The sequence below is a fragment of the Polynucleobacter sp. Fuers-14 genome, assembly GCF_018882045.1.
In the GTDB taxonomy this organism is placed as follows: Bacteria; Pseudomonadota; Gammaproteobacteria; order Burkholderiales; family Burkholderiaceae; genus Polynucleobacter.
The window spans coordinates 25,447-52,128 of sequence record NZ_JACVPG010000006.1 but is presented as its reverse complement, the minus strand read 5'-3'; the positions used below and the strand labels follow the sequence as shown (position 1 = coordinate 52,128).

Sequence of the window (26,682 nt, the reverse complement as noted above, 5' to 3'; positions counted from 1 at the left end):
TGGTGCCTCGGGGCGGACTCGAAAATCCATGTATATATTTGCTAAAGCTTATTTTTTAGTAATTTTTTAGTGATCAAACCAAATGCAAGGCAATAAATCTTAACCAGGACTCGAATCGGGACCCGGGAAGTCAACAACTAAAACCAAGCGGAATAAGAATGGAGCGCTTTAAAAGCCGCCTACCAATCCAACCAAAGCGACCTACGAACATCTACCAGCCTTTCCCACGTCTATTTTGGTACCTTTTGATTGGAAGAGAGCAGGCATTATCGACCCCAAGTGTAAATTGTATTATGTAGGCCTAATGACCATCACCAAAGATCTCCGCCCAAGCCACCCAAAATATCGACCCGACATCGATGGGTTGCGGGCAATCGCTGTTTTATCAGTGCTTGGTTTTCATGCTCTTCCGGAGTGGATCCATGGCGGATTTATTGGGGTTGATATTTTCTTTGTCATTTCCGGCTATCTAATATCGACAATTATTTTTGAAAATTTAGCTCTAAATAGCTTTAGCTTTAAAGATTTCTACTACAGACGCACAAGTAGAATATTTCCAGCGCTACTGACTGTTTTAACCGCTTGCTTTTTGTTTGGCTGGTTTTTCTTTACACCAATAGAATTTTCCCAACTTGGAAAACACATTTCTTCAGGGGCTGGATTTATATCAAACTTTACCCTATGGAGAGAAAGCGGGGGGTATTTTGAAGGGGGATCGTCTAAAAAAATTCTTTTGCATTTATGGTCTCTTGGAATTGAAGAGCAGTTTTATCTTCTATGGCCGATTCTTGCTTGGGTCTTCTGGAGGTTGCGCTTAAACCTATTTGCTGTAATCCTTGCTTCCCTTATTGCATCATTTACATTAAATATAACGTCCATAGTCCGAGATCCAGTATCAGTTTTTTATCATCCCGGAACTCGTGTTTGGGAATTATTGATTGGATCTGCCCTTGCATATATAAATTTTCATCAGTCAAGATTTTTTGTAAGAGCGCAGCAGGAATACTCAAATTTACTATCAGGCTCCGGTATTTTCTTGGTATTACTAGCGCTCACTCTTTTAAATAAAGATAGTCAGTTTCCCGGTTGGTGGGCATTACTTCCAACGCTAGGAGCAGCTTTTGTAATCTCAGCAAAACCAAGCTCTTTTATAAACACTTACCTTTTAGGCAATAAATGCCTGGTTTGGTTCGGCCTTATTAGCTTCCCACTCTATCTTTGGCATTGGCCATTGCTATCAATAACTCAGACTATTTACACCAGCGAAACGCCACCGATACTATTTAGAGTCGCGCTAGTAATTTTCTCAATTGGTTTGGCATGGGCTACATATAAATTTATTGAAATACCACTTCGAAGAATAGAAAATTCATATAAGAAGTTTGGTGCCTTAGTTATGCTGATGGCTATATGTGGCGCTTTTAGCTATTCGGCCTTTAAGCTTGATGGAATCCCCTCCAGATTTCATATTGCACCATTAAAAGTAAGGCTCGGAGAAAACATATGCAGACCGGCTGATGTCGATGGTTATCCTTGCGAATTTGGAAATCCAAGCTCCACTAAAACCATTCTAATTTATGGAGATAGTGTTTCTGGTCATTTAACAAATGCTCTCAATGAAGCGCTTGGCAGCCAATATAGGTTTATCTATTTTGGGCATACATCATGCTTCTTAAAGAAATATGATGATAGCAATCACTGTGAGATTCTAAGAAGTGAATTATATAAATATAGAGATAAAAACGTATTTGCCGTAATACGCTCGCATAGCCTATCAAGATATGGGGCGCATAATGCGGGTGAAATTAAAGATTACCTATTATCTGCGGTAACTGATGCCGAAAGGTTTCACCCGCAAAAGGTAATTATCTCTGGCGATGTTGAAAGGATTGACACGGATTGTGAGTTTGCCAATTACTACATTGGAAGCAGAAGAAAGCCTTGTGGTTTTGATATGCGCTCATCTGAGTTAAACGAAACTTTTCTCAAAGTTTCTAGGGATCTAGATTTACCAAGAAATGTTTTTTTCATTTACCCCCATCAAAAGTTATGCAAGGATGGTGGATGCCAGGTAATTAAAGATGCGACATCTAATTACTATAATGGCACACACCTATCAACTGATGGTGCCTTACTGCTTATGCCAGACATTGTCCAGATATTGGGAAATTAATAGCGCCTAAAGTCATCATGACTTCTTTATTGCTGACAGAACTCATTCTTTCACATTCAGGCATCGAATTTTTTGCGGAGATACCCAATGACAGCCAACAGCAAAAGGGTGAGAGTAGCAAAAATACCCGAGAGCACCAAGAGCCCTGCCATTAAAGCAAGAAAAGGTGATTCCATTCCCCAGGCATCCCATTGGCCTATTAGATTTTTCAGAAAATCGAACATTGAATCTTTCAAAATAATTAAAGTAATTTGATTGCCCCATCAGTCAGCGCTTTAATCAAAGTTATTTATAGGCCGGCAAGATCATAGTTTTGTTAACCATAATATTGAAGGCAAAACCAGGCTGAATTACTAACGTTGGGGCAATATTCAGGTTCTTATTTACAAGGTTTGTGCCAACGGTATTAAATTGCGCCGCTGCACTTCCTGTAGCCTGACTACTAATTGATGGTGCCGCCAATAAGCTGCTGTTTTGTGGCTGGGACAGCTGAGCTGCTACGCCAAGCATACTTACTAGTAGAGCGCTACCAAATATGCGGAAATAATGGTTATCTACAGAATCGTAAAGCCCAGATTGACCAAGGCCATCGGCACCTAGCATCCCCTGCAAATCAATTGTTTTTCCGTTGGGGAAAATTAATTGATTCCAAGCCACCAGAATCCTTTGCTGGCCATAAGAAACTGAGCTACTGTATTGACCAACAACTTTAGTGCCCTGAGGAATTAAGACAAGATTCTCATTGCGACTGTCATAGACGGTTTGGCGTACAACAGCATTGACCTGACCCGGTAAATCACTATTGATACCAACTGTTGTAACTGCTGGAATTACGCTGCCGGCAAATAATTCCGTTTTACCCAGGGGAGCATTTACTGCGCTATTTAAATAACCACTTTCAACTTTCTTTTGATCATTTAAAAAAGCGGTGTTTTGAGTTTGTGGAAAAACACCATTGGGACCAGCACCTCCATTAGCCCCATTTGATGAAGCCCTAGCGACTTCGGCGGCTAAATTATTAAGCCTTGTTGGATCGTCCGTAGTACCTGCAGTTGGTCTTGTTGGGGCTTGAATATCAGCAGACGTTGGCTTTGAAGTTTGATTGGTAAGGCTAACTTGAGTCCCGGAATTTTTGGCGCTTTGAGACGATGTAAAGCGGGCCTCTTCAGCTTTATATCGCTGCTCTTCCTGCCAGCTTTGAAAGTTCTCTGCAGGTGTTTTAACGCCACCTGTACCTTGCGCCGAAACCATGCCTGCAGAAGACGGCACTGCAACGCCTGCTCTTGGTTTTGGTACGCTCCCGCCTGCGCCTTCAACGCTATTTAAAGAAGCGTCTGTGATGTCTTTTTGTCTATTAGCTTCGGCCGCTCTTTCAAAAGCCCCAGTATCAGGACTAACACTACCAATAGTATTGCCCTCTGGGTTTGTTTTGGCGTCTGGCGTAGAGCCATCATTGCCTGACGTCATGATGCCAACCATCACTGCAGCAATTAATCCGCCCACAACAAGAAAAGCGGCTCCTTTAAATTTCTTTGAAAGGCGAGCGCCGCCTTCAGAAACTGGACTGCGCAATAAAGGCGCTTTTGAGGGCCCACTTACATCCGCAGTGAGATGGCTATCGCCAAATGGATTGGTATCGGAATTTGACATATTTACTTTAAGTTAACGAGATAATCTGAGGTCTTGATTGCGACTAATGTGGTTTTTTATTTAGTTCGTGAACACGTTACTGAGCGGTTGCCATCTTTATCCCCAACAACAAGCTTGACCTTACTGGGAATGCCATCGGCTACCAGATAGCCCTTGAGGGGGTCAAAGCGACTGTTAATCATCTCAGTATTACTACTGCTCACATTGAATAATGCTGGCAAATCCCCGCTCTTAATATTTGGCGGCATTTGTAAATACAAGTGGCCATCGCCAGAAAAAACTCGGGTTGGCTTAAAGTCATCACCGCCGCTGCTATCACAACTAAAACCGAAATCAAGACTGGAGGGATCTATCTTGCCTGGGGCAAGTTGCTTCGACAACTCCTCTTCCTCGTGATGCTCAAAATGAGTGGTCATGTCAGCAGCATCGTAAAAACCTACTTGTGGCTGATATTTAGTAGCACTGCTTTCTAGGATGAGGTAGTAAACACGTTGGCGATTGGTGCTCACCACTAAATTGGTTCCAATGCCAGCCTCAGTTGGCTTAAGAATAACCACCGGACTATCACCCGCCTTTGAAGTTTGAACAAGCCACCGTACGGAGTCGCCAATACTTAAATCATTAATCTGCTCCCCAGGCATTAAGCTAACAACGCATACGTGCAAGGGTGCGCAAGTTACAGTAGGCTGTGATTGTCCATAGGCATACAAAACCCTCCCCTCCCCTGCGGCAAGGCCTTGTGGTGCCTTAGCGGAACTATTGAGGGGCTTAGCCTTTAAACCAGTCTCAATTGGCGCTGTAGGGGCTGGAGCAGCTGCGCTGGCGCTTGGTTGGGGTTTAGTGGTGGTGGCTACACCTGAAGCACTCTGCGGGTTTATAGGGGGCACTGTTGGTTTGGCAACATCTATTGCGGAAGCTGAGGTAACTGCGCAGACCAATGCTATGCAGGCCATCGCGATGGCGCTGCGTTTATTTATATTGATAGTTAATGTCATAGTGATTAGCTTTTAGCGCTCAAGATTTGAGTCCAAGAAACGGTTTGTAAAAAAATGCCTAGCGGATTTGAAAGAATCACTTCGGGGGTTTTGGTTAAGCTAGGATCAATGCCTGTGGTGATATTTGCCTTCCAGTGAGTTGGTGGCTGTGGTTGCCCATCTAAGGTAGCCGTCTCATCCCAGTTAACCTGAAAAGTATCTTTGCTGATTGGCAAAACACTAGTGATGTGTACGCTTACCGTCTTTCCGCCAAAAGGAGGGTTTGCCGAATATTCAGTTGTCAGAAATTGGGCAACATTACTGCTGGCCATGGCATAGGTACGATTGATTAAGGTTTTTTGAGCTGCCGAATCGGGCAAGACAGTTCTGGCGTTCCAAAGCCAATTAGCAACTTGCGCCACCAATACGCGTTGCTCAACTGCATTTTTCGAGGGCTGCGCCAGAGCAATTGGACTCCCTAAAGAATCCAGAGCGACGACCATGGGCTCTATTCGGGAACGCGAACCCATATAAACCACGCCAAGAACTGCGCACAGCGTGACGCCTACAGAAAGCAGTGCAAAAAGGCGCCAATTGTGCGCTCTAGAAATAAAGTCTCCGTAGCGCTCGTCCCATTCTCGGCGACCGTTTAAGTATGGATTGGCGATGGTATTTTTAGATTGGTTGCTTGATTGATTATTCATAGAAAGTTTTATTCGTTTTCAGAAGTGGTTTTGGCGTCTGGAGTCACCTTCTCTGGCCACATTTTTTTAGTGCGCTCAGGTAATTTAGCGTCCACCCATGCGCCTAAAAAAACTACAAATAATCCAAGGAAAAGGCCGAGAGGGCGATAAATTCCTGAGGTATTTACCCATACCCAAACAAGCCAAAAGGCCGTGATTACTTTGATGGCCAATAGGAGGACGTTGATTGGCCGGTTTTGAAACTGATCTGAGGCCCATGAATTTATAAAACGAAATTTATCGTGTCGCATATTAGTCTCCAGCATGTCCGAGATTGACGCTGACGCCACCGGAATTTCCTTCGGCCCCTGCAAGCGAATGTGCTTGACCTAATTTATCCATACCCTTGCTTAGCGTGCTTTGAGAATCTGCCGCTGGCGTAGCGCTTGCATTGCTGCCTCCAATGGCATTGGAGCCGCCTGAAGCTGGCGCGCTAGGAGGGGTTGCAGTTCCTGCAAATGGGTCAGTGCTAGCCGCTGGCAAACCCGAGACCCCAGAAGTTGAAGGCGCCATTGAACCTAAGGCTGAGCCAAGCGCCTGCCCCGCGCCTGTTAGCCCGCCTGATACAAGGTTGCCGGCTCCTGCAAGGCTAGCTAAGTGCCCTACACCCGCCGCTCCTGCACTAGCTGCTCCTGCAGCAGCTCCGAGACCGGCCATACCAACACCGGCAACTGCACCAGCTGCAGCGGCGCCAGCGCCAGCTACCGATCCTAAAGACATGCTTGGTGAGCCGTTCATCAAGGAACCAGCGATGCCCGGGACCATCAAGCCCAATAGCCCGTAAATCAGCATTGCAATGCCTACTACCAACAAATTAGCTGCATTGGGGCCACCAGGAAGGGACGCTTGAGAATTTAAAAAGGCTGCTTGCTGCGCAGCAATCATTGGCCCTAGGGAGGCAATTGCAAAAATGAGCATTAATTTAATGCCAACCGAAACAATGTAACCAATGTATTTTTCGCCAAAGGTCGAAGTTAGAGAGCTCCCAGTAAAGCCAAGCATGACCAAGCCAATGCCTGACACAACAGAAAGTTCAATTTGCGTCATCAATAGTTGTAGCGATATGAAAGCAAAACCAATGAGGGTGAAAAGTGCGGCGGCTAATGTTGCCAAAGCTAAAAAAGGGTTTCCCAAGACCGCAGTTACTGCGCTAGTGCCTTGCGCTGTGTCATAAATTCGGATGATTGCATCTGCGGTTTGCGCACCCAGCCACATGACCGATGAGGGTGTCGAGTTGGTAGCTCCCCCTCCTGCTATTTGGCCACCCATAAACATAAAGGTATTGGTAATCATTGGAATCCACGTTGGGGAGTTCACAATGATTCCGTAAAAGAAAAAAATGGAAAGGATTTTTAAAGTGAAGCCCGCTATGTAATCAACTAGGTCATTTTTCTTAAGAAGATTTTTAATGCCCCACCAAGCAATATCCAGCCCACCAAGCGCCATAAAGATATGATTAGCAAATCCTTGGGAAAGTTTCATCCACGATGCCGTACTGGTTACATATTGAGCTAAGACGCTATCTAGCACGCCACCGGAACCAGGGGCACCTTGAGCAAAAGCATTGATTGAAATTAATAAGAGAAATGCTCCAGTCAAAGCCCTACGGCTTATTGAGGAAATCATTTTCAAAACCCTCCCTTAACAAGAGGCGCATTGTGAATCTGATTGAGTACGTTAACGGTATTTACTTTGTCGGCATCGTTCGCGGCAATCGTATTTAATAAAACCTGATTTCCCGCGATGATGTCGGAGTGCAAAGTTTGCAAGGCGTTAACTTGCATACCTGCGATTTGATTTCCTGCCTGCAAAGCCTGGAGCTGGCCAACTGCGGATTGGCTAGCTGCTTGAGTCATTGCTAAACCGGATTGTGTCAGCTGAAACCCTGTAGCGCTTTGGTTGTAGCCTTGCATGACATTAGCCATTTGCTGCTGGTTGTTACCTACCCAGCCCTGTAGCTTTTGTTGATAGTTGGTGATGGTTCCTGTTGGATCTCCAAATACAGATTTGACTTGTGAGGCCGTGCTAATTGCTTTGTAAGCAAGTCCTTGTGCCTGACCAACCAATGAAGTCATTTGCATTAATGGCGCAGAAACACTGTTCCAAGCTTGCTGCGTTAGCCCTTGCAAGTTTTGAGCGCCCTGTTGAACCAGCGATATTTGTTGCTGCACTTGTTGCATCTGCTGTTCAAGCTGCTGAGATAAGGTGATCTGCTGAACAATTTGTTCGCCTAATGAGGCATCGCCATAAGCAAATGCCTCACCAATAGACAAACATCCTGTCAATCCAAAGAGGATGGCGGAGTGAATCAGAATCCTACGAGTATTTTTGATCATCATTGGTATCTCCATAAAAGTGGCTATACCTATAATGCGCAGGGCGTTCACCCCTATTTATTTGTGCAAACAACATTGTTCGCTTAAAAAGCAAAAGACTGGAAACTCGTCTTTTGCTTTTTGGTTATGGTTTTATTGGTAGGACTGCCAACGCGCAGAAGCAGCCCCTAAACCTCGCTCACTTAACCATTGTGCTGGCCAATTAGAGCCATATTGCGATTTGAGGTCCCTCACGCGAAGAATGTCCTCTTTTCCACCAGCCCCTATAAAAGCAAGTTCAACGCCAGATAGTCCGAGCTCAAAAAGCCTGCGCCCACCTGGTTGCATGAGGTAATACTGTCTTTTTGGAGTGGCCATAGCTAGAATTTGAATCTGCTTCTCATTCAAACCCATCCTTTCATAGAATGGTCTGGAGTTGTCAGTTAGCGCCTCAGGATTTGGAAGTAATATTTTTGTTGGGCAGCTTTCATAAATAACATCCGCAATGCCCGATTTTTCCAAATCACTTAAGCTTTGGGTTGCAAAAACCACGGCAACATTAGCTTTACGTAAAACCTTTAACCACTCTCGAATCTTCGCCCTAAAGACAGGGTGGCCCAACATAATCCATGCTTCGTCAAGCACCAATAGTGTTGGCCGCCCTTTAAATCTTTGCTCGATACGATGAAAGAGATAGGCTAATGTTGGCAGTGCGATCTTATCGCCTTTATTAAGGATGTGCTCCATTTCAAAAACTTGAAATGGTTTGCTTCCAAGACTATCGGATTCAGAATCAAGAAGCCGTCCGGCAGCGCCTGATAGCGAATAGGCCGCCATAGCCTCTCGCAAGGATTGGTCTTGCAGAGTCAGTAAAAAATTAGAAACTGTGCGCTGACTCATTTGGTCAGTTGATTGACCCAGTTGAACAATTGCACGGTAGATTTCCTTGCGATGCGCTGGCGTAATCACGACACCTTGTAATTCACAGCAGTTCTCAACCCATTCTGCAGCCCAGGGCTGCTCATTCGGGTTATCAACCATCCCCAAAGGACAAAAAGCAAGTTCAGCATCTTCGCCAGCAATATCGTAGTGCTCTCCATCCTTCTTAGCATTAACCAAGGGGAATAAGGAATATCCCTTATCAAAACAAAATGCCTGCGCATTGGGATAGCGAAAGTGCTGCGCAATCATCAAGCCCAGTAACGTAGATTTACCGGAGCCAGGTGGCCCAAGGATTGCCGTATGCCCTAAATCCCCCTCATGAAGACAAACTCGCAGTGGCGTGTTTCCATCGGTCTTGGCATAAAACAATGGGGGGCTATTTTCGGGATAATAAGGACAAGGATTGGTAGTGGGGCCAGCCCACAATGCCGTGGTTGGTAGCAGATGCGCTAGGTTTAATGTGTGAATCATCGGCCTACGGACATTAGCAGCCGTATTGCCCGGCATAGAGCCTAAGATCGCCTCGACCGCATTCACGTCTTCAATGCGCGCGGTAAAACCTTTATTGCTGATCATTCGTACAACTTCGCGCGCCGTCTCATCTAACTGCGTAGTATCTTCGCTAGATAAGAAAATAACGCTGGTGTAATAGCCATATAAAACCTGACCGCTACTGGCCTCTGACATTGCATTGACCGCATCATTGGCCATACGATCAGCATCCGCATTAACGTGCGTCGCTGCTCCACCCGAATTCTCGCGCATCACGTTAAGCATGCTCTTGCGTTTTTGAGCCCACTTACTACGGTATTTTCCGATTATCCCTTCCGCTTGGCCTTGATCAACATAGATAAAGCGATTACTCCAACGATATGTGACTGGAAGTCTTGATAGAAAATCTAATATTCCAGGGCTGCTTCTTGCGGGGAAACCAGTAATTGCAACAGCTGCAACATACTTCCTACCAATGCGAGGCACAAAACCAGTAACAAGCTCTTGATTGCCAATGACCGAATCTAAGTACATCGGTATTTCTGGCAACTGCATTGGCACAAAGTCATCGGCAAAGGAAGCGCAAAGATTCAAGTGACCTAGCAATGGGCTAGTTGTAATTCCGGTAACCTCATCCTGCGAGTCCAACAGTCGCTTAATCCGCAATAAATCTTTTAAGCGACCTTCAATAACGTTAATCTGCTCATTAAAGCGTTCTAGGTTGCGTGCGGCGGTACCAGTTGCACGTCCCTCTACAAACATAGCGGCGGCTTTGTTTGCGTTATCAGGCATTGGCCACCAGGTCACAGTCAAAATAAAACGACTGGAATAGCCAGAGCGAACCCCTGTGTAAGACTGTCTTCTGGCGTCATCAATCAAACGCGTTGTGGGGTCTGGAAATGCTCCCTCTGGGGCATAGCCCGGCGCTTGCGCTCGAATGGCATCACAATGCACCACCCAACCATCCCCAAGACGCAATGCGCTATTAACTCTCGCGGACATTGCCATGAGCTCTGATTTAGTGGCCGAGTCTAGGTCAGGGCCGTGATACTCCCAGCCCGCAATTAGCCCACCGCTTTTTGTAAGCACGACCCCGTTATCAACCAAACTAGCCCATGGGAGTAGGTCGGGATAGCCAAATAACCGGGAGCGAAATTCTTTGAGGTTAAATCCACTCATTACTTCACCTCTCTATCTGGGGCAAAAGGAGTGGCCTGAGCTGGATAATGAGGACGGTAATTCAGGGACCTTCGACCCGTCTTGGAAAGCTGTGGATCGAAGGAGGCTGCTTTTGAAAGCCCCCACTGCCCTAGTAACCAAATGGTAATTCCCAGGGCAGCAGCCCAAAGTTTAGCGAGAGAGATAATAAAAACCCCTGAAATCACCATGAGGAATAAAACCAATTGACGCTCACCACCCAGCAGCAAAATCGGGCGGTTTAGCGACTCATGGATTTCGCAACTTGGATCAACCTCATTTCGTTCGTTTGAATTAGTGCTCATGATTTATTCTTCGACCCTTAATTAATAAAATAGCAACCTGATTTAGAGCATCTAAAATTCGATCCTCTCCAATCCCACTACTAAGCAGGCGCTCAACAAAGTCGCGCGTGTCCTTTGTCAAATCGAGCTCATGAGTGATCTTCACGGGCCCCTCTGTAATCCAATGAGCCATTTGTTTGAGTGTGGACAATATCTGCTCCTCTGGATAACCCGCATTGACTAATTTTTGAAGAAAAAACCGCGCCTCGCCAATCAGAGTGACATGCGTAAACTCTTCTACTTTTGACTGCTGGTTCATTAGGCAACCAATGCACCTGTTAGCCCAAGAACCGCCAAAAATTTATTACCCATGACGATGAAAGAGACGCCCAATACAACGTAAAGGGCTTTCTTAGCGATACCGCCCATTTCTTCTCCAAAGACCAAGGCAGATCCGGCCGCCAAAAATGCAATGGTGCTGATGCCTGTTGCAACTGGGCCGGTTAAGTCATTTTGCAAAGTCGTAATAGCAGAGTCCCATGGCAAGCCCCCAGAAGTGCTAGCCTGAGCAATACCTGCGGCTGCCAGCAAGGCGGTAGTTACTACACTTTTTTCCGAAATAAAGGGTGTGAGAAATCGTTTTGTGCGCATAAAAGCTCCTATTAGGTTGGGTAAAGGAAAAAGCTTCCTTATCCTTAATGCGCAGGGCGTTCACCCTTTTTAAACAATGGCGGAGTTACCTTGCAACCCCTAATATTGACGATGCTGGTATAGCTCCAAAGTACCTAGAATCAAAACTATGGGATGCTAAGGAGGGGTTTGATCCATAACCAAAAACCCAATATTCAGAAGTAGGTAAAGCGTCATTGAAATAGGCACACTTTAGATCGACACTCTCTAGGCAAGCGCTATTGGTGAGCAATACCCCATTGACCTTAACGCCTAAAATTCCTGTTTCAATATGATCGCCAGGAATACCAACAATAGATTTAAAAAAAGGGGCGGCGCCAGAAGAGCATTGCCCATTTTGTAGAAAATCAACGGTTGTAGGAAGTAAGTTTTTTGGCAAGCAAAAAACCACTAAATCCCCTCTCTGCAATCGACTAAAGTTTGGCTCAATTTGATATAAGCCTAAAGGCATACTTCTACTTAAATTCAGTCGCCAGCCAGAGCTATAAGCAAACCCAATCAAGAGGTAAAAGAGGCAAAGAAGGCTTAATGGAAAAACAACTCCAAAAATAAACCGGCGCCTGGAGAAAATAAGTCTCACCTTCAAACGGACCCACGTCCAGTGCTATCAGCAACACCCAATTTAACGCGCGCTACAAAATTAGCATCTTGATAATATTTAATCTTCTGACAGTAAATAGGGGCATGGCCAGCGGCAAAAACAATTTCGTCTGGCTCGGGGAGGCGCATACACTCATCGGGCGTCAGCAATGGTCTCTGGACAATTTGCTCATTGGTATTAACGTGGCCCAACATAATAGAAAGTCGATTGCCAGAATATTGGCGTTGGGTATGGCTCACAGTCGATTGACCAGCCATTTTTGACAATACCTCCGCTGTTTCTACTTTATTGGGGGCGTAGGCAATACGAATATGGCAGTTACTAATAATGGATTCATCTCTACCGTAAGCGGCATTTAGTTGAGAAAGATCTTGAATAATCAGCAGGGCTTTGAGTCCATATCCCGCAATGAATGCAAGGGCCTCTTGAAAAATGTCAAGCTTTCCAAGGCTGGGGAACTCATCAATTAATAGTAGTAATTTATGCGGGAACTTACTCTTACCAGAACCATCGGAATTGAACTCCATGCCCTCGGTTAGGCGGCGGACTACTTGATTAATGACTAAGCGTAAAAGAGGTTTTAAGCGATCTTTATCGCTAGGAGGCACCACGAGATAAAGGGACGTTTTGGGAAACTGGGGTACACCATCAATAACTGAACCCCCCATTAATGACTCCAATGAAAAATCAGAGAAGCGTGTGTTATCGGCAACAATAGGGTCACGGTATAGCGACAAGAAAGAAAGGGCTGTAGACAAGACTCCAGAAGCTTCATTGGAAGCTTTATTTAAATAAGACTGAGACGCCTGAGCCACTGCACCCCACCCTACCCTATAAAACGCAGAGGTAGAGCCATCCTCCAATTTTTCATTAGCGGTATCTCTAATATAGGTCATGACGGCAGCGGCACCTTCTTGGATTTCCTCTCCGCCTTGATCATTATGTATTTTTGCTTGTTCATCAGCAATTTTTCGAATGGGGCCGCCATCAGACAAAATCGCCTGGACTGTTTGGAGGCAGCGATTTGGATCGCCTTTGGGGTAATAGAGCAAGATAAAAAGCAATACGCCAGTCATCAAGTCAAATCCTGTTTTTGCCCAGTGATCGACTAGACCCTTGCCGTCTGGATCAACAATCATCGTACTAATATTTTGAACATCCTTTACGAGGTTGCCGTCCATACGAATTTCGTCAAGCGGATTAAATCGTGCAGACCCTGGATCAGTTGGGTCAAACTTGATTACGCGTTGACCTAATATTTTTTGGCGAAAACCAGAAGTTAAAGCCCAGTTTTCACCTTTAATATCGTGAATCAAGACTGACTCATCCCAGCTTAAGAGTGTTGGTATAACAATGCCAACACCCTTGCCGGATCTGGTTGGAGCAAAGACCATCATATGTTCAGGCCCCTTGTGTCTTAAATAGTTGACCTTCCCTTTTTCGTTTAATGCCCCGAAGAGAACGCCGCCTTGATTTTTTTCAGAAGCTACAACGCCTGCTGCATACGCCTCCTCAGTTGTAGCCCAATGCGCAGATCCATGTAGATCATTCTTAGCGCTGCGCATCTTGCGTGAACGCCGATATGCATATGTCACAGGGATTAGTAATGACGCAATTGCACCTACGGCAAGGATGAGTTGTCCATTATTAATAATGTGATTTACTGCGACTCCATATTTAGGATTACCAAGATTCCAAATCCAGATCAAAACTGAAAAAGGGAAATAAATTTGCCCCGGTAGCATCGGCTTGCCTAATGCGGGGTCATAACCAAATTCGTAAGCAATGTATTGGGTTGCTATACCGCAGCTAACAAAAATGATCATCAAAAATAAACCCATGGCAGACCACATAAAACGGGTCACATCTTGATCTGCTTTGGGAATGTTATAAAGGTTATCGGTACTCATATATTTCCTTATGTAGGACTGCTATTCAATTTCTGGGCCAGCTTTTTTTACTGACTTATTAAGAATAGGCAATTGCTTTTGAGGGTTGGGCGATGGATCTATGGTTTTTGAAGGGGCAATCGGCAGCTTTATGTTCGCCTTAGAAAGCTCTGAATTCGAACCTACCTGCTCGATAGCGCTTTCTTGGTTCTGGTCATGGCTTGGTTTATTAGCTGACTCAAGCTCTCTATCAATCTCAATATTTCGACGTATAAGTGCTTTTTGAAAATCTGTATTAAGGATGTCATTAATCTTCTTTTGTGCTGAATCAAATGCCTCAGCACCAAGCTCGGTTAACTGTCCATCAGGTGTTGCCATGGCACGATCCGGGTGAGACAAAATATCGATTTGGGTCGGGGTGGCGACTTTCTTTTGCGCGTCAAATAGCGCTTTATATCCAGAGTTTGGAAAGTCTTGCACTAATTTTGAAAGTGCAGCCTCTACTCTCATATGACGTTGGCCAACATCCAGGCCTTCCAAGTTGCCAGGCGTCTTAAGGGGGAATTTATCGCTCATTTTTTATCGCACCAAGTGAAGGTGTCTCCTGTTTTAATTAAGATCAATCTCATCGTCGGTATTTCTGAATAAGCCTTTCTTCCCATCGAACAGAAATGGTTTTTCTTCATCCAATTCATCTTCAATACCATTTAATTTATTTAATTCTTTTTCTACAGCCATTTGATCTAACAAAATAATGGTGTTGCCAGATAACAATGCATACCTACCACTGCTTATTACCTGCACTAAAGTTCCAGTACCTAACGTGTCAGAATTAAGGGTACCGATAAAGTTGCAGCCATTAGGTAGGTCTGCAGGACGAATTGCCTCAACATCAACCTCATATGAATCAAGCAAGGTTGGTAACATCGAAGCCTCCGGCACTTGACCAACCATTAACGCGAACAATCTCATCAACAACTCTGGCAGTAGGCGTCCGTTTTATGGAGACAATTAAATTAACGGCCTCTGCAATTAAGTCAGACTGGGGTTGCGGGGTTACCTCAGCAATTAGTTGCGCAACACGAATTAATCCCGCTTTAGCATCGTTCGCGTGTACGGTTCCAACCCCTCCTGGATGCCCTGTGTTCCACGCCTTAAGCAATGCCAATGCAGATCCATCACGAACCTCGCCAACAATAATTCGATCTGGTCGCATGCGCATGGTAGCCCGTAATAAACGAGTCATATCAGTGTTATCACTGGTTCTCATAAATACAGTATTTGGCGCATTTACCTGAAGCTCACGCGTATCCTCAATAACGACTACGCGATGTTGAGCACTTACCTTGGAGATTGTGTCGATAATGGCATTAGCCAACGTGGTTTTCCCGGTACCGGTACCGCCAATGACTAAAAAATTCTCCCGGGCTTTTGCTGCCTCTTCAATAATTGCTTTTTGGCTTTCAGTCATGATTCCTTTGGAAACATAATCGTCCAAAGTAAACACGAGCAAGGCTTTCTTTCTAAGCGCAAAAGTGGTTTGCAAAACCAAGGGTGGAATTATCGCTTCAAACCGACTGCCATCCAAAGGTAATTCACACTCCAAAATCGGTTGGTCTGCAGTAACAACAGTCTCCAACATGGCGGCAACAGTATTAACAATTTGCCTGCTTTGAATGGCGCTAACTTCCCCTACACACTCCATATCGCCACCCAACACGTCAATCCAAAGCTTTCCGTCTGGATTGAGCATTATTTCGATCACCCTAGGATCATCTAAATGCTTGAGAATGTCTGCTCCAAGCGCACGGCGTAAAGCATCCATTTGGCGCTCTCTAGACTGCTCAGCTGCTGTACTCACTTATTTCTCCATGCAAGGTAGCCCAGCTAGATTGCCGGGCATACCCTTAATGCGCAGGGCGTTCACCCCTATAGGTGGCTACCGCTCATTTTCAGACCCCTTCTTAGGTTTGACTGGTATCGATGGTTTTGGAGTAAAGCTAGGTCTGCGAGATACGCTTTGAATTGCAAGTTTTTCATGCGCTACAACCGAAGCTAAGTCTTTATCCAAAACAGTAATGCCTAGACGCGTTGCTGCTCTAGCCGCTTGCTCTCTAAAGATGCCGGAGCCGGTTAAAGTTATCTTTCCCCCGTACTTTTGTGAGGCAACTTTAAGCGCTGCTTCAAGGGCTTCGCTTGATTGAGCATGCATCTCAATTCTCGGACCTGTATCAGTGAATTGTTTTTGTCCGGCTAGATTTTTATAGGTAATTCTTCTGCGCCTCGCATCAACTTCTGCTTGCAATTTTGAAAGGCTAAGCCTCTTAAATTCACCCTGCTCTTCACCTTCAATTGCGGCTTCTTTAAGTTTTTTCTCCCTTTGTTCTCGATATGCAATTCCGCGAAGTGCCGCCTGTGCTGCAGTATCTCCATTAACCGCCTGACCTTCAAGCCAATTCCGTAGCACTTGATTACGCGGAACTTGATTAGTAAGAGCCTGGCGTTCGGAAGCATGGCGCGCTAGGAGGGCTTCACGTTCCTTTGCCGCCTCAAATGCAAATAGAGACAATGCAATACGCACGTCCTGCCCCCTGGCTTTAGCTTGGCTTCGAACTGCTTGCCTGCGCTCTTTTAAATCAACTCGAAACGCTGTTTTTTCTAACGCATGAGAATCTCGTAATTCTGAGCGCATAACAAGGCGATCCGCCTTCTTTTGCTTCTGATCATTATCAAACCTTTCCATCAAAGCAGCCCTAGCATCTGCCCTCGCTTTAGCGCGTACGTCTCGATCATTTATAGGGTTATCAGAAGGTAATTTATCCTGAGGGGCTTCAATTACTTTCTTTTCTATAAGGTAAGCATTAGCCTTGATTTGAATGCCGCTATTGGCTGGCTCATAAGGACCTAGCGCTTTCTCTAATGCTGCTTTAGTAGCAAACCGGCCAAGCTGTGATGCTTTGGCGGCTAACTCAGATCCATCTTCAGCCAAACCCACTACGATCATGCCGCTACCTTTTGGAGTGATTTTTAACCCTTGAATAGCTAAGCACTCATGAACCTTTTTCCAGGAGGAGTCTTCTTTGGCTAATACCTCTTTTAAAAGCATTGCTGGCTTTCCAGCAATCCACCTTTGAAAGGAATCTTCCCCTGTATTTTTTTCAGCGCGGATGGCCGATTGAGAAAGGCCGGCTCCATCCGATACCAGATTCGCCTCTTTTAATAAACCTTTGGCGCGCCGTTCTTTACGACTCATCCTGACAATTTCTGTTCTGCCCTCAACTTCTAGGGCAATCCAGGGGCCATTACTATGAGCCCAGCCCTGCTCAATCTCAAGCTCCCGCATCGCCTTATCTAACTTAAGGTAATCCCAGGCTGGGACATGGACAAGCTGAAAACCCTCAGAACGAACCCTATTAATGACTAAATGGACGTGATCATTGTCGGTATCTCGATGAATAGCCCAGACTGCATCACACTCTTGCATGCCTAGAGCTTGCATGACGTGCTTACAGGCATTTTGAACATGCTCAGCATCCGGGTGCTCCCCTTCTTGCCAATTGAGGGCAACATGATAAAAAGGGTTGGAGCGGACCCCATGGTTATTCGAAACCATGTAATCCCACAACTCTGCCACATCTTTTCGATCTTGTGCGGTAACCAGATCGGCATCTAGATTAATTGCCCCCATCTCTGGTGCCCCAAACTCGGCAAGCTCATGCGCCTGGTCAGCACCATCCCTACCTAAGTAGGCTAAAACCTTTTGAGCTGAAACTACCCCGCCTTTTGAAAGCCCGATGACCTTAGCCAGCATCTGGTAAATCCTGATCTGAATCGGAAAGGTTTTTTGAATTGCCCTTAAAGCCCTTCCCATCCAAATTCTTGGCTACCCCCAAAAGGGTATGCATGGCGGCCCAATACTGCCGCTTTTCACTTGCCGTCCAATTAGAGCCCTTGGGATATAAGTGCTTAAGCATTGACCCGATGCGCCTTAATTCGGCAGCGGCCTGCTGGTCTGCTTTAGATGGGACTGGTAAACCCAACGCACAATTTCTTAAAAAAGCTGACGGTGCTAGGCCAGCCTTGGCGCTAGTTTTAACAATGCTTTGGGCAGCCGCCTCTGTGAACCTGACTGTGACTCGTTTTACTTTATTTTCTTTGGCGTGCTTTTGTTTGTCCGTAACTTGCTTTTTCATGGGCATTCCTTGTTAGCTGTCATACCCTTAATGCGCAAGCCGTTCACCCCCATGATTGCAAATGCAATCAGTTTCGTGTCTCGTGTAATAAAACGCACGAATTGCGCACGAAATCCCGAACGAATGTAATTCGTACAAGGTATGGGTTTGTCCGACATTCCGTACGTAGCTCGTGCGCTACGCTAACGATCTTCTACGAAACGTGGACAAACCCCCTTGGTCAGGCTCCGCCCGACACCCATCTTTTGCCATCAAAAAATAATATTTTTCTAAGTAACCATCTTGAGAAGTGGTTATGGCGCAAGAGAACTGCGCCGCGCTTCGCTTGTTGCAGTTTAAAAATCCCTAAAACTCCTGACTTAAAGCGCAAGGTGATTCACCTTAAAAACTAAAAAAAGTGGGGTGAACGGCTTGCGCATTAAGGGTATGACCAATGTGTAGCTAGGAGTTTTAGATGGAAAAACCAAACGACGAAGATCAGATTCAATTGACTCCAGAAGAGCATGCGAGACAAACCCGATCTTGGCAGGCTGGTGATGTAGCTTTAGTAAAGCTATCAGTAGCCATGCGCAAGGCGAAGGAAGCCAAAACCAACCGTGAGCTGGCAAGAGCCCGGGTAGCTATTCAAGAGACTTTGATCCGGGGAATGATTGCGGAAGGGGCTCAATGGGCCATGGTGCTGGAGCATCTTGAAAAAGCGATGCCTGATATTGAGAAAAAGGACTTATTTAAGGCTCTTGAGGCATTGAGATTCAGAATCCTCAGGGAGCGCCAGAAGGGTGATGCAGGGTCCTTGGGCCACAAAACTGGCGGCAAGGTAATCCAAAAACCCAAATCAGAACCATTGAGAGACCCAAAAACCGTCGATTTCATTAACGGAAGGGCTGATAGCGCACAGTCTTCCCTCAACGGACCAGCTCTAGCGGAGGAGGGGACTTTAGCCGATGGTTCCGATCGGCAGCCTGGTGAAAGCGATGCCGACTATCAATTGCGCAAAAGCCTAGAACCTGACCCCAAGGGTCGCCAGAAGTTTATCGGCGAACATTAATTACCCATGCAACAGAAGCACCTTTAACCACCAAAACAACAAGGAAATCTCAAAATGAAAGCCAGTAACAAAACCGCAGTATTTATTACGTCAATTTTTGCCTTACTTTTAAACGCAGGCTTGGCACATGCCAACGATTCCATTTCTGTGCAGGATGGAAGCCAAGTGCAAGTCTCAAAAGAGGGTATTAACCGTCTTTTGACCCCATTCAAAAAGGTTGGGGTTATTTGTGACGATAGCCAAGTAATGATTACACCGTCTGACTCAGTGGTATTTTTCAGACCCAAAAACGAAAAGCGAGCATTAATTTACGTTTTTGATCAAACACAACCTATGCCGGCCAATGGCGGAATTGGGATTGAGCTCATTCCAGCATCAATCGGGGCCGTAACTCTAGTAGCCAAAACAAACCAATAATCTAAAAGGACAAAAAATGCTTAAAACTTACATCATTGACGGCGACAAAGGCGGCGTTGGGAAAAGCTTGGCTGCAAGAGCTTTGGTGCATCACTTCATCAGTAAATCCGAGGAAGAGCGGCCAAAAATTGCAGTGTATGACGCTGATTTGAGTAATCCAGACGTTTGTGGGGAAGGGGGCTTAACAGTGGATTCCTCACTTGGGATTATTGCAGCCAACCTGATTGATTTATCCACTGAAAACGGCTGGATTGAGTTTGCCGGACTTATTTCCAAGTTGACCGCTGCGGCTCAAATGTCAGAAATTCGCTGCATTGTGAATATGCCGGCACAAATTGGCACCAGGGCTTTTGATGGCTCCATCTCCATCGTAAACGAGGTCTTACGGGAAGCCAATGCAACGCCTGTATGGCTACTTAGCCGCACCCAAGAAAGCTTGCGTGCTTTGGCTTATCGCATTCGCAATATGCCAGCACGCTACGAGCAGGGTCTTATTATCAAGAATCTATTCTTTGGCTCCCCAGAAAAATTCATGCTCTGGGAAAGCGATGAGCTTCACCAGCTTGTTGCAGATGGCAAGTGGTTGGAAACTGAATTGCCAGAGCTTAATGACTCTCTAACCGTCATGATTGGTCGTAAACCATTCCATGAGGTTTTATATAAAGGCATTAATAGCAGGCCGCTTGAGTTGGGTTATCGCTTAGCTTTACAAGCGTGGCTTACCAAATCAGCCGCCGCTACTGCCGTAGTAGATCGCCTTGAAAGTATTGAATAATAAATAGGAGAAAGAAAATGATTAGTTATCTTTGGCTTACCGTAGCTCCAGCGACATGCTTGCTATCACTCGCTAGCGGCCTATTGTTTCTTTTAAATGCGCTACGAAAGGCACTTTCCAAATCGGTAATCATTACTTCATGGGAGAAAAAATGAACTACCCGGTCGCCGAAAAAATCTTTGAGCGTTGCCTTGGTAGCCCCCTTACTTCGGAACAAGAAATTGAGGTAAGGGAGCTTTTAAAGGCGATGAGTGACGCTGACTGGCCAGTGGAAGAGCCAACTTCTGCAGCCTTTCTCACAATCGTTGGATTCTTTTATGCAAGGGCTCCAAGCCCTATTGATGCGGCTGTGGCAACCGATCAAATCTCACAGGCTTTGAAAGAAACAACCGCAGGCATTCTAAGGGAACAAATCAAACCGGTTATCCACCTAGACTTTGTTGAAACTTTTAAGAAAAGTTTTGTAGAGGCAATGACTCTCGCTATATCAAGAACGGCCTTGGCTATAACGGGGGCATTATTAGTTCTCACTGCTTATGGAACTCATCAGATTGATGCTCACTATATGCAAAGCGGGCAACAGGCAATTCAAACTAAATAATACGGTGAGGACCAGTCTGGAATTGGGCCGATTGACTCAGCTTATTGACCGACTCCATCAAGAAGAGATACGATTTCACTCAGATGCTTTGAGGCAAGTGAAAGCGTGTAAATCTCAGCAAAGTAGCCATCTGGCGTTATTCCGCCGTTATTCCAAAGCGATAAGCTGTTTTCCGTGACGTTTATTAAGGCCTGAATTGCCTTAAGTTTTAGATTTAGGTCGATAATATCCAAAGCCATTTAAAACTCCTGTGGGTTGTCGTGGTTAGGCATGAGCAGTGTTCGATGCAATGCTCATGCCGCTTACTTATATCGCTTGCAATCTATCTTGATACCATTCCTTGATGATTTTTTCATAAGGCCCTTTTAGGTAATCCTCGTGTACGGATTGCCACTCATCCGCTTCTTTTGTAACTTCATGTTTCGTGGTGGCATAGTCATATGGGTGCCATGCCACCTGACCAAGTCGATCCATCATCTTTGATGGCATCACTCGACCAGCGCAAAGATTTTGGATTTCATCTTCCGGCAACTCGTAACCGGAAAATCGTACTCTTCCGGAAGTCTGATCACAAAAAGCAATTAATAACTTAAGTTCATGGCGACAGCGCCAATAGTTCCATCGCTCAAATTGCCAAACTTCATATGTTGCAAAAGAAAACCCATCATCAGTCTTTCTTTCCAGCCTCACCACTAAACCAACGGGCTCATACAAACTACTGTCACTGTGGACATCATTATTTGTTCTTGCCCTTTCAAAATCAGCATGCCGCCTTCTGATGAAAAAGACATGTGGTTTCATATCAAGCTCCGCATAAGTCAATAGCTTTCTGCCTGACGTAGCTACATTTTTATACCAGCGAACATTTGTACCTAACTCTATTACCCGGTCATCAGCCCCGCTTACCCAATTTGGCCGCACAAAAAAAGTATTGGCCAAATGCTCAATGACATCTTGCTTCAAATGGTCAACCAATCTAATTGGGTCCTCAAGCACCGAAAGCGTAAATCCATAATTCTTTAGCACGCTCACAATGCCCGGAAAATCAATGTCATGCGCTTCAAAAAGAAAGAAAAATCTCTCACGAATGGTTCTTACGATTCTGGAAGGGTTATTTAGCGTCGTTTCAGCAACACCATCCAATATTGTTGAAATTAAACTTTGCATTGAGGTATTTAGCGCCTCAGCTTGAGATTCTAAGAAAAGTTTTGTTAATGGCTTAAGGCGAATGGAAGTTGGAACAGACGGGCCTTTTGATGGCGGGGACGCCTTTTCTATATTTTTACCCTTAAGAATCAAGGCTTGGATTAATTGCTCTAAGTTTATCTTCATAGTGTTTTTTGTATTAAATGTGAGTTGCTTTTCAGTAGTTTTTTATATTAAATTGATTTAGAAAGCCTTGCAACTTCTTTTTTAGAGGTTTAATCGTTATTTTTATGCGGGAAGCTTGAAACCAATTCAGATCTTCTCTACATCCCTGAAAAGCCCATAAAGGTAAAGAACGTTGTTTACATAAGCCTGAGTCTCGGCATACGGAGGAATGCCTCCGTATTTTTTGATTGCACCTGGTCCGGCGTTATAGGCAGCAATCGCCAGCGGCCAACTGCGAAAGGTGTACCACTGGGACGCCAAGTAATAAGCCCCCGTAGCCAAGCTTTGCCGTGAGTCCCAAAGTGTGTCCGGGTGCTGCCCCAAAGACAATGCCGTACTCGGTATAACTTGGGTAAGACCTCTAGCACCAGCCTTGCTTAAGGCCATGGGGTTGTAAGCGGATTCAACGGCGACAAGGGCTTTTAATAATGCTGGCTCCAAACCCTGATCTTTTGCCACTTGCGTTATTAATGGCTCTATAGCCCAATAGCGCCCCACAGTAGCATTGCAATTGCTGCCACGGTATCTTGCATCACTTTGAAGGCATCGCACCAAACCATCAATACCTGGGCTTTGGGCTTGAGCAGCAGTAATGCAATAGAAATTAAGAAAAGAGAGGAGCATTAAAAATGCCAATCGCATGATTAGCTTTTCAAAGGACTTTGATTGATGGTAACTTGCGCATTGGTTTGTGATTTTGATGATCTTGAAATACAAGAAATGCAACGCCACTTACTTCGATACCCGCATGCAATCAAACGTATTTGATCAACATCTTTAGTCATCATGCAGGACGGCAAAACTTTCGCGAAGTAATGGTATTCATAAATCTGAGTGGTAGCCCACACCAAGTTGCACATTGTAAAAAAGTTTTCTTAAATTAATACAGCTCGGCCCATGAAAAAACATAATTACCGTAGAAAACATAATTGCCACCCACGGGTACGATGCCGCCCTCCCATGCACCGTTAAAATCTTGATGCTCATGTAGGTAGCCAACCTGTAATCCGTTTATATAAAATGACCAACCTTGATCATTATTTGTGCCGAAGCTAATCGACACAGAGATTGGGTATGGGTATGGGTTGTAATACACGGTGCCCTGAGATCTACTTCCAGTAACGTCATGCCAAGTTGTGCCTCCCCAACCAAGCCCGGTGACGGTGGTAGTTTTCCAGGCTCCCCAGCCGGATCCAGAAGATCCTGATTGCTGTACCCTGATATATGGAATTCCGACATTAGCACCCGTCATCGCGTTGGCGGTTTGCACCGCGTAGTAATTGCCACCGTTTACGTGGCGATAGGTATCAATAAAATACCAATCGGCCGTAGGGGCATTAGCCATGTTGGCACCATTTACACAGCTCTTGGTGCCAGGTAGACCTTCTAGCACATTAAGATCACCAGAGTATTGAGGACAAGCTGTATTGCTTACCCAAACATTGCTTTGGCACGTTAAGGCCAAACCGGTGCCATCTTGCGCAATCGAGCCATTAGTGGTGCAAGCACCACCATTAGTTTGTGTGGACGCCATAATGATTGGCGTTGTCATCGTATTAAGACTAGCGTTGCCTACATTATTTCGATACAGGTAGTTGCTAACAAATTGACCGTTACTAAAAGTAAGAAGCGAGGCAATATTGCCTCCTGCAATTCCAGTAAAACCTGCCGTAGGTAAGCTCCAGCCAGCATATGCACCTTGTGCTGTTGCAGTGCCAGTGGGCCATGTGCCCGAGTCATTCAGCGGGATAAACCCCCCTGAAGCACCAATAAGGGCGGCTACTCGTGAAGCCACCTGGTCAGTTAATTGGGTACCTCCAGTACCTAGCGCTAACGCGTTAAGGTTTCCGGCGGTAGGCTGCAATACTTGCGCTTGCCAAGTTTGACCGAAGGGGTTTGTAGTGCTAAAGGAGCTTGGCAGCAATCCTACAGCAGGGGCTTGGAGCATTGCTACTGTAATAGTCGCCGGTGTTGAAGCTGTGGCAACGGCAGAAATGTTGCTGCTGTATTGCGTGATGTAGGATTGAACTGCAGTATTAAATTGCGTTGCTTGCTGCGCTGTGGCGGCAACCTGCATATTTAAATTACCTTGTTTTTGATAATTCATAAACAAGATGACAGCTGTCACCGTTAATACACCAGCCAAAAGCGACCCTAGTAGATCTCTCATTTACATTCTCTCACGTGTTGTTGATATGGCTGATTTAGCGTCATATCGGTAATGCGCAGGGCATTCACAATGGCCATTCATTACAAATCCAGTTCAATAACGGAAACAATATTTCCGCTTGTAATTGTGGTGGCCAGCGGCATTGAAACTCTAGAAGCCCCTACTGCCGCACTTGTCCAGGTCGTTCCATTGGAGATTCCAAAGGAGGCATCGTTATTGGCAGCGATCGAGGCTTGCTCAGCTACGCTTTGGGTAAAAGGCCCATAACAAATAACCACCCGTGTATTGCGCACTCCAGTTGCAATGACCACATTGTTTACCTGCCCTAAAAAGCTGCTGGAAAAAGCACCGCCAATAGAGGTGATCTGCGCTACGGGTACGACTCCGGCAAAGCCAGGATTATTCTGCTGATAAGTCATCACCGCATTGCGATAGGCTAAAAAGGATTGACCATTACTTTGCATCTGAGCCGAAGTCGTGTTGATCGCTGCAAACTTGGACTCTTGGCCAAAGATAGCCAAAAATCCCAATAACATGACTGAAAAAATAAGCGGTGCAAAAAATCCCAATTTTGCCCCTTAAGATCGACTCTGCAACATGTGATTGCGCTGGCGAGAAATCTCTGAAGAAAGCATTGGAAAATTACCACTGCGCACAACCGAAGATAATGCGGTGCCTTCTGGTCCTAGGAACCATAAAAAATCAATAGTGAGTTTTTTACTATTTCTAATGCTAGCGGGCGCATTTTGTCCTTGTCCTTCTCCCCGCCTATCGCTTAAAGCGCTTGCAGACTTTAATGAAAAAAGCTCTGTTTGGTCTTTGGTCTCACATAGCTCAAGGTAGGCCACTGCAGAAAGTGCGTCGGCCAACAAATTGTTATCCCCAATAAAGCCTGCAAAGCGCGCTAAAGCGCCTACTAATGAAGGGCCATGAAACGTAGTGATAACTAAATGGCCAGAAAGCGCTGCTAGCACAGCTTCTTTGGCCACGAAAGCATCTCTGATTTCTCCAAGAAAAATAATATTAGGAGAAGTCCTCAGAAAATTGATTACCGCTGTAGCCATCTCTTGATCGCTATTAACCTCATGCGAAAAACACATGCCATCACCATGGCGGCCGGCAATTTGAAGCTCTACGGGATTTTCTGCGGTAACACAAACACCCCCCAAAGCAGTTAGACGCGCCACAATCATGCTATTGGCTAAGGTCGTTTTACCAGAGCCTGCTTTGCCACCCAGCATGCACAAACCTTGCGTTAATGTTGGGCTTAAAAGGCGCTCAATGATGGGCTTAGGAACTCCCAAATCCGCTAAGGTGGCCACTCCCTGTCGATAGCGCCGAATATAAAAAACAGTCTGGTCATTACTGCCCACTAAATTAGTTACCCGAAGACGCATAGCGCTTTGAGTGGCGGCGGGCCATAAGGCCGTCATGCTCCCCGGCGTACTAGCATCACACTGCTCACCAAGATAACGGTAGAGCTTTGAGAGCTCTTCGTGCAATGGCGCTTCGAATTCGCGCAAACGCAATGAATCGCTTGATTCTTTGTAGCGGCAGTCCCTGGGATTCTCAAGCAAATAAATGTCTGAGAACACCAGATCTAGGAGGGTTTTAGGCATGCGAATTTGACTCTCAAAAATAAAGTGAAATTAGTGCCCAAACGTAAATACGAGCGAGTTGTTATTGCCTGTGCAGGTACCTGAAACCACGCTAGGGTCTGCTGGCAGAGTCACGCTGGTACCGTTAATAGAAAGAGCGCCTAAGTTGCTAATGGCGGTCGCCATTTTTACGCAGGCATCATTAGGAACTGAAGGTTCGGTAACGGTAAAAAAGCTAGTATTAGCTGCAGGTGCCACAGTCACATTACCGCCCCATGGGTTAATGAGAGCTGCGCCAGAGATCATCGTAGCTGGCGCTAAATTGCCGTTGACAACAACGGTCGCTGAGAGATTGGTATAAGACGGATGGCTGATATAAGTCGCCTGGACTGATCCAACCATTGAGGTTAAGTCCGTTAACGCTTGACTAGACTTATTGCTACTGGTGACGTTGTTGTAAAGGGCGATTAAAGCCACAATACCAATGATGGTTACTAAAGCGGCAAAAAGACCGCCAATAAGATCACGCATTTTGTTTCTCCTAAAAGGTTGTTACTGC

At 45.5% G+C, this 26,682-nt stretch carries 29 protein-coding genes; 5 read left to right on the top strand and 24 right to left on the bottom strand.

What is annotated here, in order from left to right:
• Positions 1-304: 304 nt before the first annotated feature.
• Complete coding sequence (locus ICN40_RS04990) at positions 305-2,173, top strand: acyltransferase family protein (RefSeq protein WP_216242581.1); 1,869 nt, start codon at positions 305-307, stop codon at positions 2,171-2,173.
• Positions 2,174-2,458: 285 nt separating this feature from the next.
• On the opposite strand, the gene ICN40_RS04985 is transcribed toward ICN40_RS04990, so the two are convergent.
• From ICN40_RS04985 to ICN40_RS04905, 17 genes are all read right to left on the bottom strand, one after another.
• A complete protein-coding gene (locus ICN40_RS04985; protein WP_216242580.1) occupies positions 2,459-3,823 on the bottom strand; it encodes a TrbI/VirB10 family protein in 1,365 nt (454 codons plus the stop codon).
• 56 nt (positions 3,824-3,879) lie between these two features.
• The gene (locus tag ICN40_RS04980) at positions 3,880-4,818 is read right to left on the bottom strand and encodes a TrbG/VirB9 family P-type conjugative transfer protein (RefSeq protein WP_216242578.1); all 939 of its coding nucleotides are present in this window, start codon (positions 4,816-4,818) and stop codon (positions 3,880-3,882) included.
• 5 nt (positions 4,819-4,823) lie between these two features.
• The gene (locus tag ICN40_RS04975; protein WP_216242577.1) at positions 4,824-5,501 is read right to left on the bottom strand and encodes a VirB8/TrbF family protein; all 678 of its coding nucleotides are present in this window, start codon (positions 5,499-5,501) and stop codon (positions 4,824-4,826) included.
• Between the two features lie 8 nt (positions 5,502-5,509).
• On the bottom strand, positions 5,510-5,791 hold the full coding sequence (locus tag ICN40_RS04970; protein ID WP_216242575.1) for a hypothetical protein: 282 nt from the start codon (positions 5,789-5,791) through the stop codon (positions 5,510-5,512).
• Position 5,792: 1 nt separating this feature from the next.
• The gene (trbL, locus tag ICN40_RS04965; RefSeq protein ID WP_216242574.1) at positions 5,793-7,166 is read right to left on the bottom strand and encodes a P-type conjugative transfer protein TrbL; all 1,374 of its coding nucleotides are present in this window, start codon (positions 7,164-7,166) and stop codon (positions 5,793-5,795) included.
• 2 nt (positions 7,167-7,168) lie between these two features.
• A complete protein-coding gene (locus tag ICN40_RS04960; RefSeq protein WP_216242573.1) occupies positions 7,169-7,879 on the bottom strand; it encodes a hypothetical protein in 711 nt (236 codons plus the stop codon).
• A gap of 129 nt (positions 7,880-8,008) precedes the next feature.
• Positions 8,009-10,468, bottom strand: a complete 2,460-nt coding sequence (locus tag ICN40_RS04955) for a transporter (RefSeq protein ID WP_216242572.1) — start codon at positions 10,466-10,468, stop codon at positions 8,009-8,011.
• Positions 10,468-10,791 carry a conjugal transfer protein TrbD gene (gene trbD, locus ICN40_RS04950; protein ID WP_216242571.1) on the bottom strand — a complete coding sequence of 108 codons (324 nt, stop codon included), beginning with the start codon at positions 10,789-10,791 and terminating at the stop codon, positions 10,468-10,470. Before trbD ends, ICN40_RS04955 begins: the two co-directional genes overlap by 1 nt.
• Positions 10,781-11,089, bottom strand: a complete 309-nt coding sequence (locus ICN40_RS04945) for a hypothetical protein (RefSeq protein WP_216242570.1) — start codon at positions 11,087-11,089, stop codon at positions 10,781-10,783. Before ICN40_RS04945 ends, trbD begins: the two co-directional genes overlap by 11 nt.
• Positions 11,089-11,421 (bottom strand): TrbC/VirB2 family protein, encoded by a 333-nt coding sequence (locus ICN40_RS04940; RefSeq protein WP_216242568.1) that lies wholly within the window; start codon positions 11,419-11,421, stop codon positions 11,089-11,091. Before ICN40_RS04940 ends, ICN40_RS04945 begins: the two co-directional genes overlap by 1 nt.
• Positions 11,422-11,506: 85 nt before the next feature.
• The gene (locus tag ICN40_RS11900) at positions 11,507-12,040 is read right to left on the bottom strand and encodes a S26 family signal peptidase (RefSeq protein ID WP_374222780.1); all 534 of its coding nucleotides are present in this window, start codon (positions 12,038-12,040) and stop codon (positions 11,507-11,509) included.
• Between the two features lie 2 nt (positions 12,041-12,042).
• Positions 12,043-13,971, bottom strand: coding sequence for a type IV secretory system conjugative DNA transfer family protein (locus ICN40_RS04930; protein WP_216242564.1), 1,929 nt, complete (start codon positions 13,969-13,971; stop codon positions 12,043-12,045).
• A gap of 21 nt (positions 13,972-13,992) precedes the next feature.
• Complete coding sequence (locus tag ICN40_RS04925; protein ID WP_216242562.1) at positions 13,993-14,526, bottom strand: hypothetical protein; 534 nt, start codon at positions 14,524-14,526, stop codon at positions 13,993-13,995.
• 33 nt (positions 14,527-14,559) lie between these two features.
• Positions 14,560-14,877 carry a hypothetical protein gene (locus ICN40_RS04920; protein ID WP_216242560.1) on the bottom strand — a complete coding sequence of 106 codons (318 nt, stop codon included), beginning with the start codon at positions 14,875-14,877 and terminating at the stop codon, positions 14,560-14,562.
• Positions 14,858-15,775: a P-type conjugative transfer ATPase TrbB gene (trbB, locus tag ICN40_RS04915; protein WP_216242582.1), complete on the bottom strand. Its 918-nt coding sequence runs from the start codon at positions 15,773-15,775 to the stop codon at positions 14,858-14,860. Before trbB ends, ICN40_RS04920 begins: the two co-directional genes overlap by 20 nt.
• 114 nt (positions 15,776-15,889) lie before the next feature.
• Positions 15,890-17,761, bottom strand: coding sequence for a TraI/MobA(P) family conjugative relaxase (traI, locus tag ICN40_RS04910; RefSeq protein ID WP_216242559.1), 1,872 nt, complete (start codon positions 17,759-17,761; stop codon positions 15,890-15,892).
• Positions 17,751-18,143 (bottom strand): hypothetical protein, encoded by a 393-nt coding sequence (locus ICN40_RS04905; RefSeq protein WP_216242557.1) that lies wholly within the window; start codon positions 18,141-18,143, stop codon positions 17,751-17,753. Before ICN40_RS04905 ends, traI begins: the two co-directional genes overlap by 11 nt.
• A gap of 454 nt (positions 18,144-18,597) precedes the next feature.
• On the opposite strand from ICN40_RS04905, the gene ICN40_RS04900 reads away from it, so the two are divergent.
• The 4 genes from ICN40_RS04900 to ICN40_RS04885 all read left to right on the top strand — a co-directional run bounded on the left by ICN40_RS04900 (position 18,598) and on the right by ICN40_RS04885 (position 20,984).
• Positions 18,598-19,191, top strand: coding sequence for a hypothetical protein (locus tag ICN40_RS04900; protein WP_216242554.1), 594 nt, complete (start codon positions 18,598-18,600; stop codon positions 19,189-19,191).
• A gap of 54 nt (positions 19,192-19,245) precedes the next feature.
• The gene (locus ICN40_RS04895) at positions 19,246-19,608 is read left to right on the top strand and encodes a hypothetical protein (RefSeq protein WP_216242552.1); all 363 of its coding nucleotides are present in this window, start codon (positions 19,246-19,248) and stop codon (positions 19,606-19,608) included.
• Positions 19,609-19,624: 16 nt separating this feature from the next.
• Positions 19,625-20,383, top strand: coding sequence for a hypothetical protein (locus ICN40_RS04890; RefSeq protein ID WP_216242550.1), 759 nt, complete (start codon positions 19,625-19,627; stop codon positions 20,381-20,383).
• A 151-nt stretch (positions 20,384-20,534) separates the two neighbouring features.
• A complete protein-coding gene (locus ICN40_RS04885; RefSeq protein WP_216242549.1) occupies positions 20,535-20,984 on the top strand; it encodes a hypothetical protein in 450 nt (149 codons plus the stop codon).
• Between the two features lie 41 nt (positions 20,985-21,025).
• Here the strand turns inward: ICN40_RS04885 and ICN40_RS04880 are convergent, their stop codons facing one another.
• The 7 genes from ICN40_RS04880 to ICN40_RS04850 all read right to left on the bottom strand — a co-directional run bounded on the left by ICN40_RS04880 (position 21,026) and on the right by ICN40_RS04850 (position 26,654).
• The gene (locus ICN40_RS04880; RefSeq protein WP_216242548.1) at positions 21,026-21,223 is read right to left on the bottom strand and encodes a hypothetical protein; all 198 of its coding nucleotides are present in this window, start codon (positions 21,221-21,223) and stop codon (positions 21,026-21,028) included.
• A 67-nt stretch (positions 21,224-21,290) separates the two neighbouring features.
• Positions 21,291-22,316, bottom strand: coding sequence for a hypothetical protein (locus ICN40_RS04875; RefSeq protein WP_216242547.1), 1,026 nt, complete (start codon positions 22,314-22,316; stop codon positions 21,291-21,293).
• Between the two features lie 126 nt (positions 22,317-22,442).
• Positions 22,443-22,979 (bottom strand): lytic transglycosylase domain-containing protein, encoded by a 537-nt coding sequence (locus ICN40_RS04870; RefSeq protein ID WP_216242546.1) that lies wholly within the window; start codon positions 22,977-22,979, stop codon positions 22,443-22,445.
• A gap of 256 nt (positions 22,980-23,235) precedes the next feature.
• Positions 23,236-24,525, bottom strand: a complete 1,290-nt coding sequence (pilV, locus tag ICN40_RS04865; protein WP_216242545.1) for a shufflon system plasmid conjugative transfer pilus tip adhesin PilV — start codon at positions 24,523-24,525, stop codon at positions 23,236-23,238.
• 80 nt (positions 24,526-24,605) lie between these two features.
• Complete coding sequence (locus ICN40_RS04860) at positions 24,606-25,094, bottom strand: hypothetical protein (protein WP_216242544.1); 489 nt, start codon at positions 25,092-25,094, stop codon at positions 24,606-24,608.
• A gap of 9 nt (positions 25,095-25,103) precedes the next feature.
• Positions 25,104-26,144, bottom strand: a complete 1,041-nt coding sequence (locus ICN40_RS04855) for an ATPase, T2SS/T4P/T4SS family (RefSeq protein WP_216242543.1) — start codon at positions 26,142-26,144, stop codon at positions 25,104-25,106.
• Between the two features lie 30 nt (positions 26,145-26,174).
• Positions 26,175-26,654, bottom strand: coding sequence for a type 4 pilus major pilin (locus ICN40_RS04850; protein WP_216242541.1), 480 nt, complete (start codon positions 26,652-26,654; stop codon positions 26,175-26,177).
• Positions 26,655-26,682: the final 28 nt, after the last annotated feature.

Bases quoted from the DNA above. Each gene is read 5' to 3' on its own strand.
- ICN40_RS04990 (WP_216242581.1), top strand. From the start codon at position 305: ATGACCATCACCAAAGATCTCCGCCCAAGCCACCCAAAATATCGACCC.
- ICN40_RS04985 (WP_216242580.1), bottom strand. From the start codon at position 3,823: ATGTCAAATTCCGATACCAATCCATTTGGCGATAGCCATCTCACTGCG.
- ICN40_RS04980 (WP_216242578.1), bottom strand. From the start codon at position 4,818: ATGACATTAACTATCAATATAAATAAACGCAGCGCCATCGCGATGGCC.
- ICN40_RS04975 (WP_216242577.1), bottom strand. From the start codon at position 5,501: ATGAATAATCAATCAAGCAACCAATCTAAAAATACCATCGCCAATCCA.
- ICN40_RS04970 (WP_216242575.1), bottom strand. From the start codon at position 5,791: ATGCGACACGATAAATTTCGTTTTATAAATTCATGGGCCTCAGATCAG.
- trbL (WP_216242574.1), bottom strand. From the start codon at position 7,166: ATGATTTCCTCAATAAGCCGTAGGGCTTTGACTGGAGCATTTCTCTTA.
- ICN40_RS04960 (WP_216242573.1), bottom strand. From the start codon at position 7,879: ATGATGATCAAAAATACTCGTAGGATTCTGATTCACTCCGCCATCCTC.
- ICN40_RS04955 (WP_216242572.1), bottom strand. From the start codon at position 10,468: ATGAGTGGATTTAACCTCAAAGAATTTCGCTCCCGGTTATTTGGCTAT.
- trbD (WP_216242571.1), bottom strand. From the start codon at position 10,791: ATGAGCACTAATTCAAACGAACGAAATGAGGTTGATCCAAGTTGCGAA.
- ICN40_RS04945 (WP_216242570.1), bottom strand. From the start codon at position 11,089: ATGAACCAGCAGTCAAAAGTAGAAGAGTTTACGCATGTCACTCTGATT.
- ICN40_RS04940 (WP_216242568.1), bottom strand. From the start codon at position 11,421: ATGCGCACAAAACGATTTCTCACACCCTTTATTTCGGAAAAAAGTGTA.
- ICN40_RS04930 (WP_216242564.1), bottom strand. From the start codon at position 13,971: ATGAGTACCGATAACCTTTATAACATTCCCAAAGCAGATCAAGATGTG.
- ICN40_RS04925 (WP_216242562.1), bottom strand. From the start codon at position 14,526: ATGAGCGATAAATTCCCCCTTAAGACGCCTGGCAACTTGGAAGGCCTG.
- ICN40_RS04920 (WP_216242560.1), bottom strand. From the start codon at position 14,877: ATGTTACCAACCTTGCTTGATTCATATGAGGTTGATGTTGAGGCAATT.
- trbB (WP_216242582.1), bottom strand. From the start codon at position 15,775: ATGGATGCTTTACGCCGTGCGCTTGGAGCAGACATTCTCAAGCATTTA.
- traI (WP_216242559.1), bottom strand. From the start codon at position 17,761: ATGCTGGCTAAGGTCATCGGGCTTTCAAAAGGCGGGGTAGTTTCAGCT.
- ICN40_RS04905 (WP_216242557.1), bottom strand. From the start codon at position 18,143: ATGAAAAAGCAAGTTACGGACAAACAAAAGCACGCCAAAGAAAATAAA.
- ICN40_RS04900 (WP_216242554.1), top strand. From the start codon at position 18,598: ATGGAAAAACCAAACGACGAAGATCAGATTCAATTGACTCCAGAAGAG.
- ICN40_RS04895 (WP_216242552.1), top strand. From the start codon at position 19,246: ATGAAAGCCAGTAACAAAACCGCAGTATTTATTACGTCAATTTTTGCC.
- ICN40_RS04890 (WP_216242550.1), top strand. From the start codon at position 19,625: ATGCTTAAAACTTACATCATTGACGGCGACAAAGGCGGCGTTGGGAAA.
- ICN40_RS04885 (WP_216242549.1), top strand. From the start codon at position 20,535: ATGAACTACCCGGTCGCCGAAAAAATCTTTGAGCGTTGCCTTGGTAGC.
- ICN40_RS04880 (WP_216242548.1), bottom strand. From the start codon at position 21,223: ATGGCTTTGGATATTATCGACCTAAATCTAAAACTTAAGGCAATTCAG.
- ICN40_RS04875 (WP_216242547.1), bottom strand. From the start codon at position 22,316: ATGAAGATAAACTTAGAGCAATTAATCCAAGCCTTGATTCTTAAGGGT.
- ICN40_RS04870 (WP_216242546.1), bottom strand. From the start codon at position 22,979: ATGCTCCTCTCTTTTCTTAATTTCTATTGCATTACTGCTGCTCAAGCC.
- pilV (WP_216242545.1), bottom strand. From the start codon at position 24,525: ATGAGAGATCTACTAGGGTCGCTTTTGGCTGGTGTATTAACGGTGACA.
- ICN40_RS04855 (WP_216242543.1), bottom strand. From the start codon at position 26,144: ATGCCTAAAACCCTCCTAGATCTGGTGTTCTCAGACATTTATTTGCTT.
- ICN40_RS04850 (WP_216242541.1), bottom strand. From the start codon at position 26,654: ATGCGTGATCTTATTGGCGGTCTTTTTGCCGCTTTAGTAACCATCATT.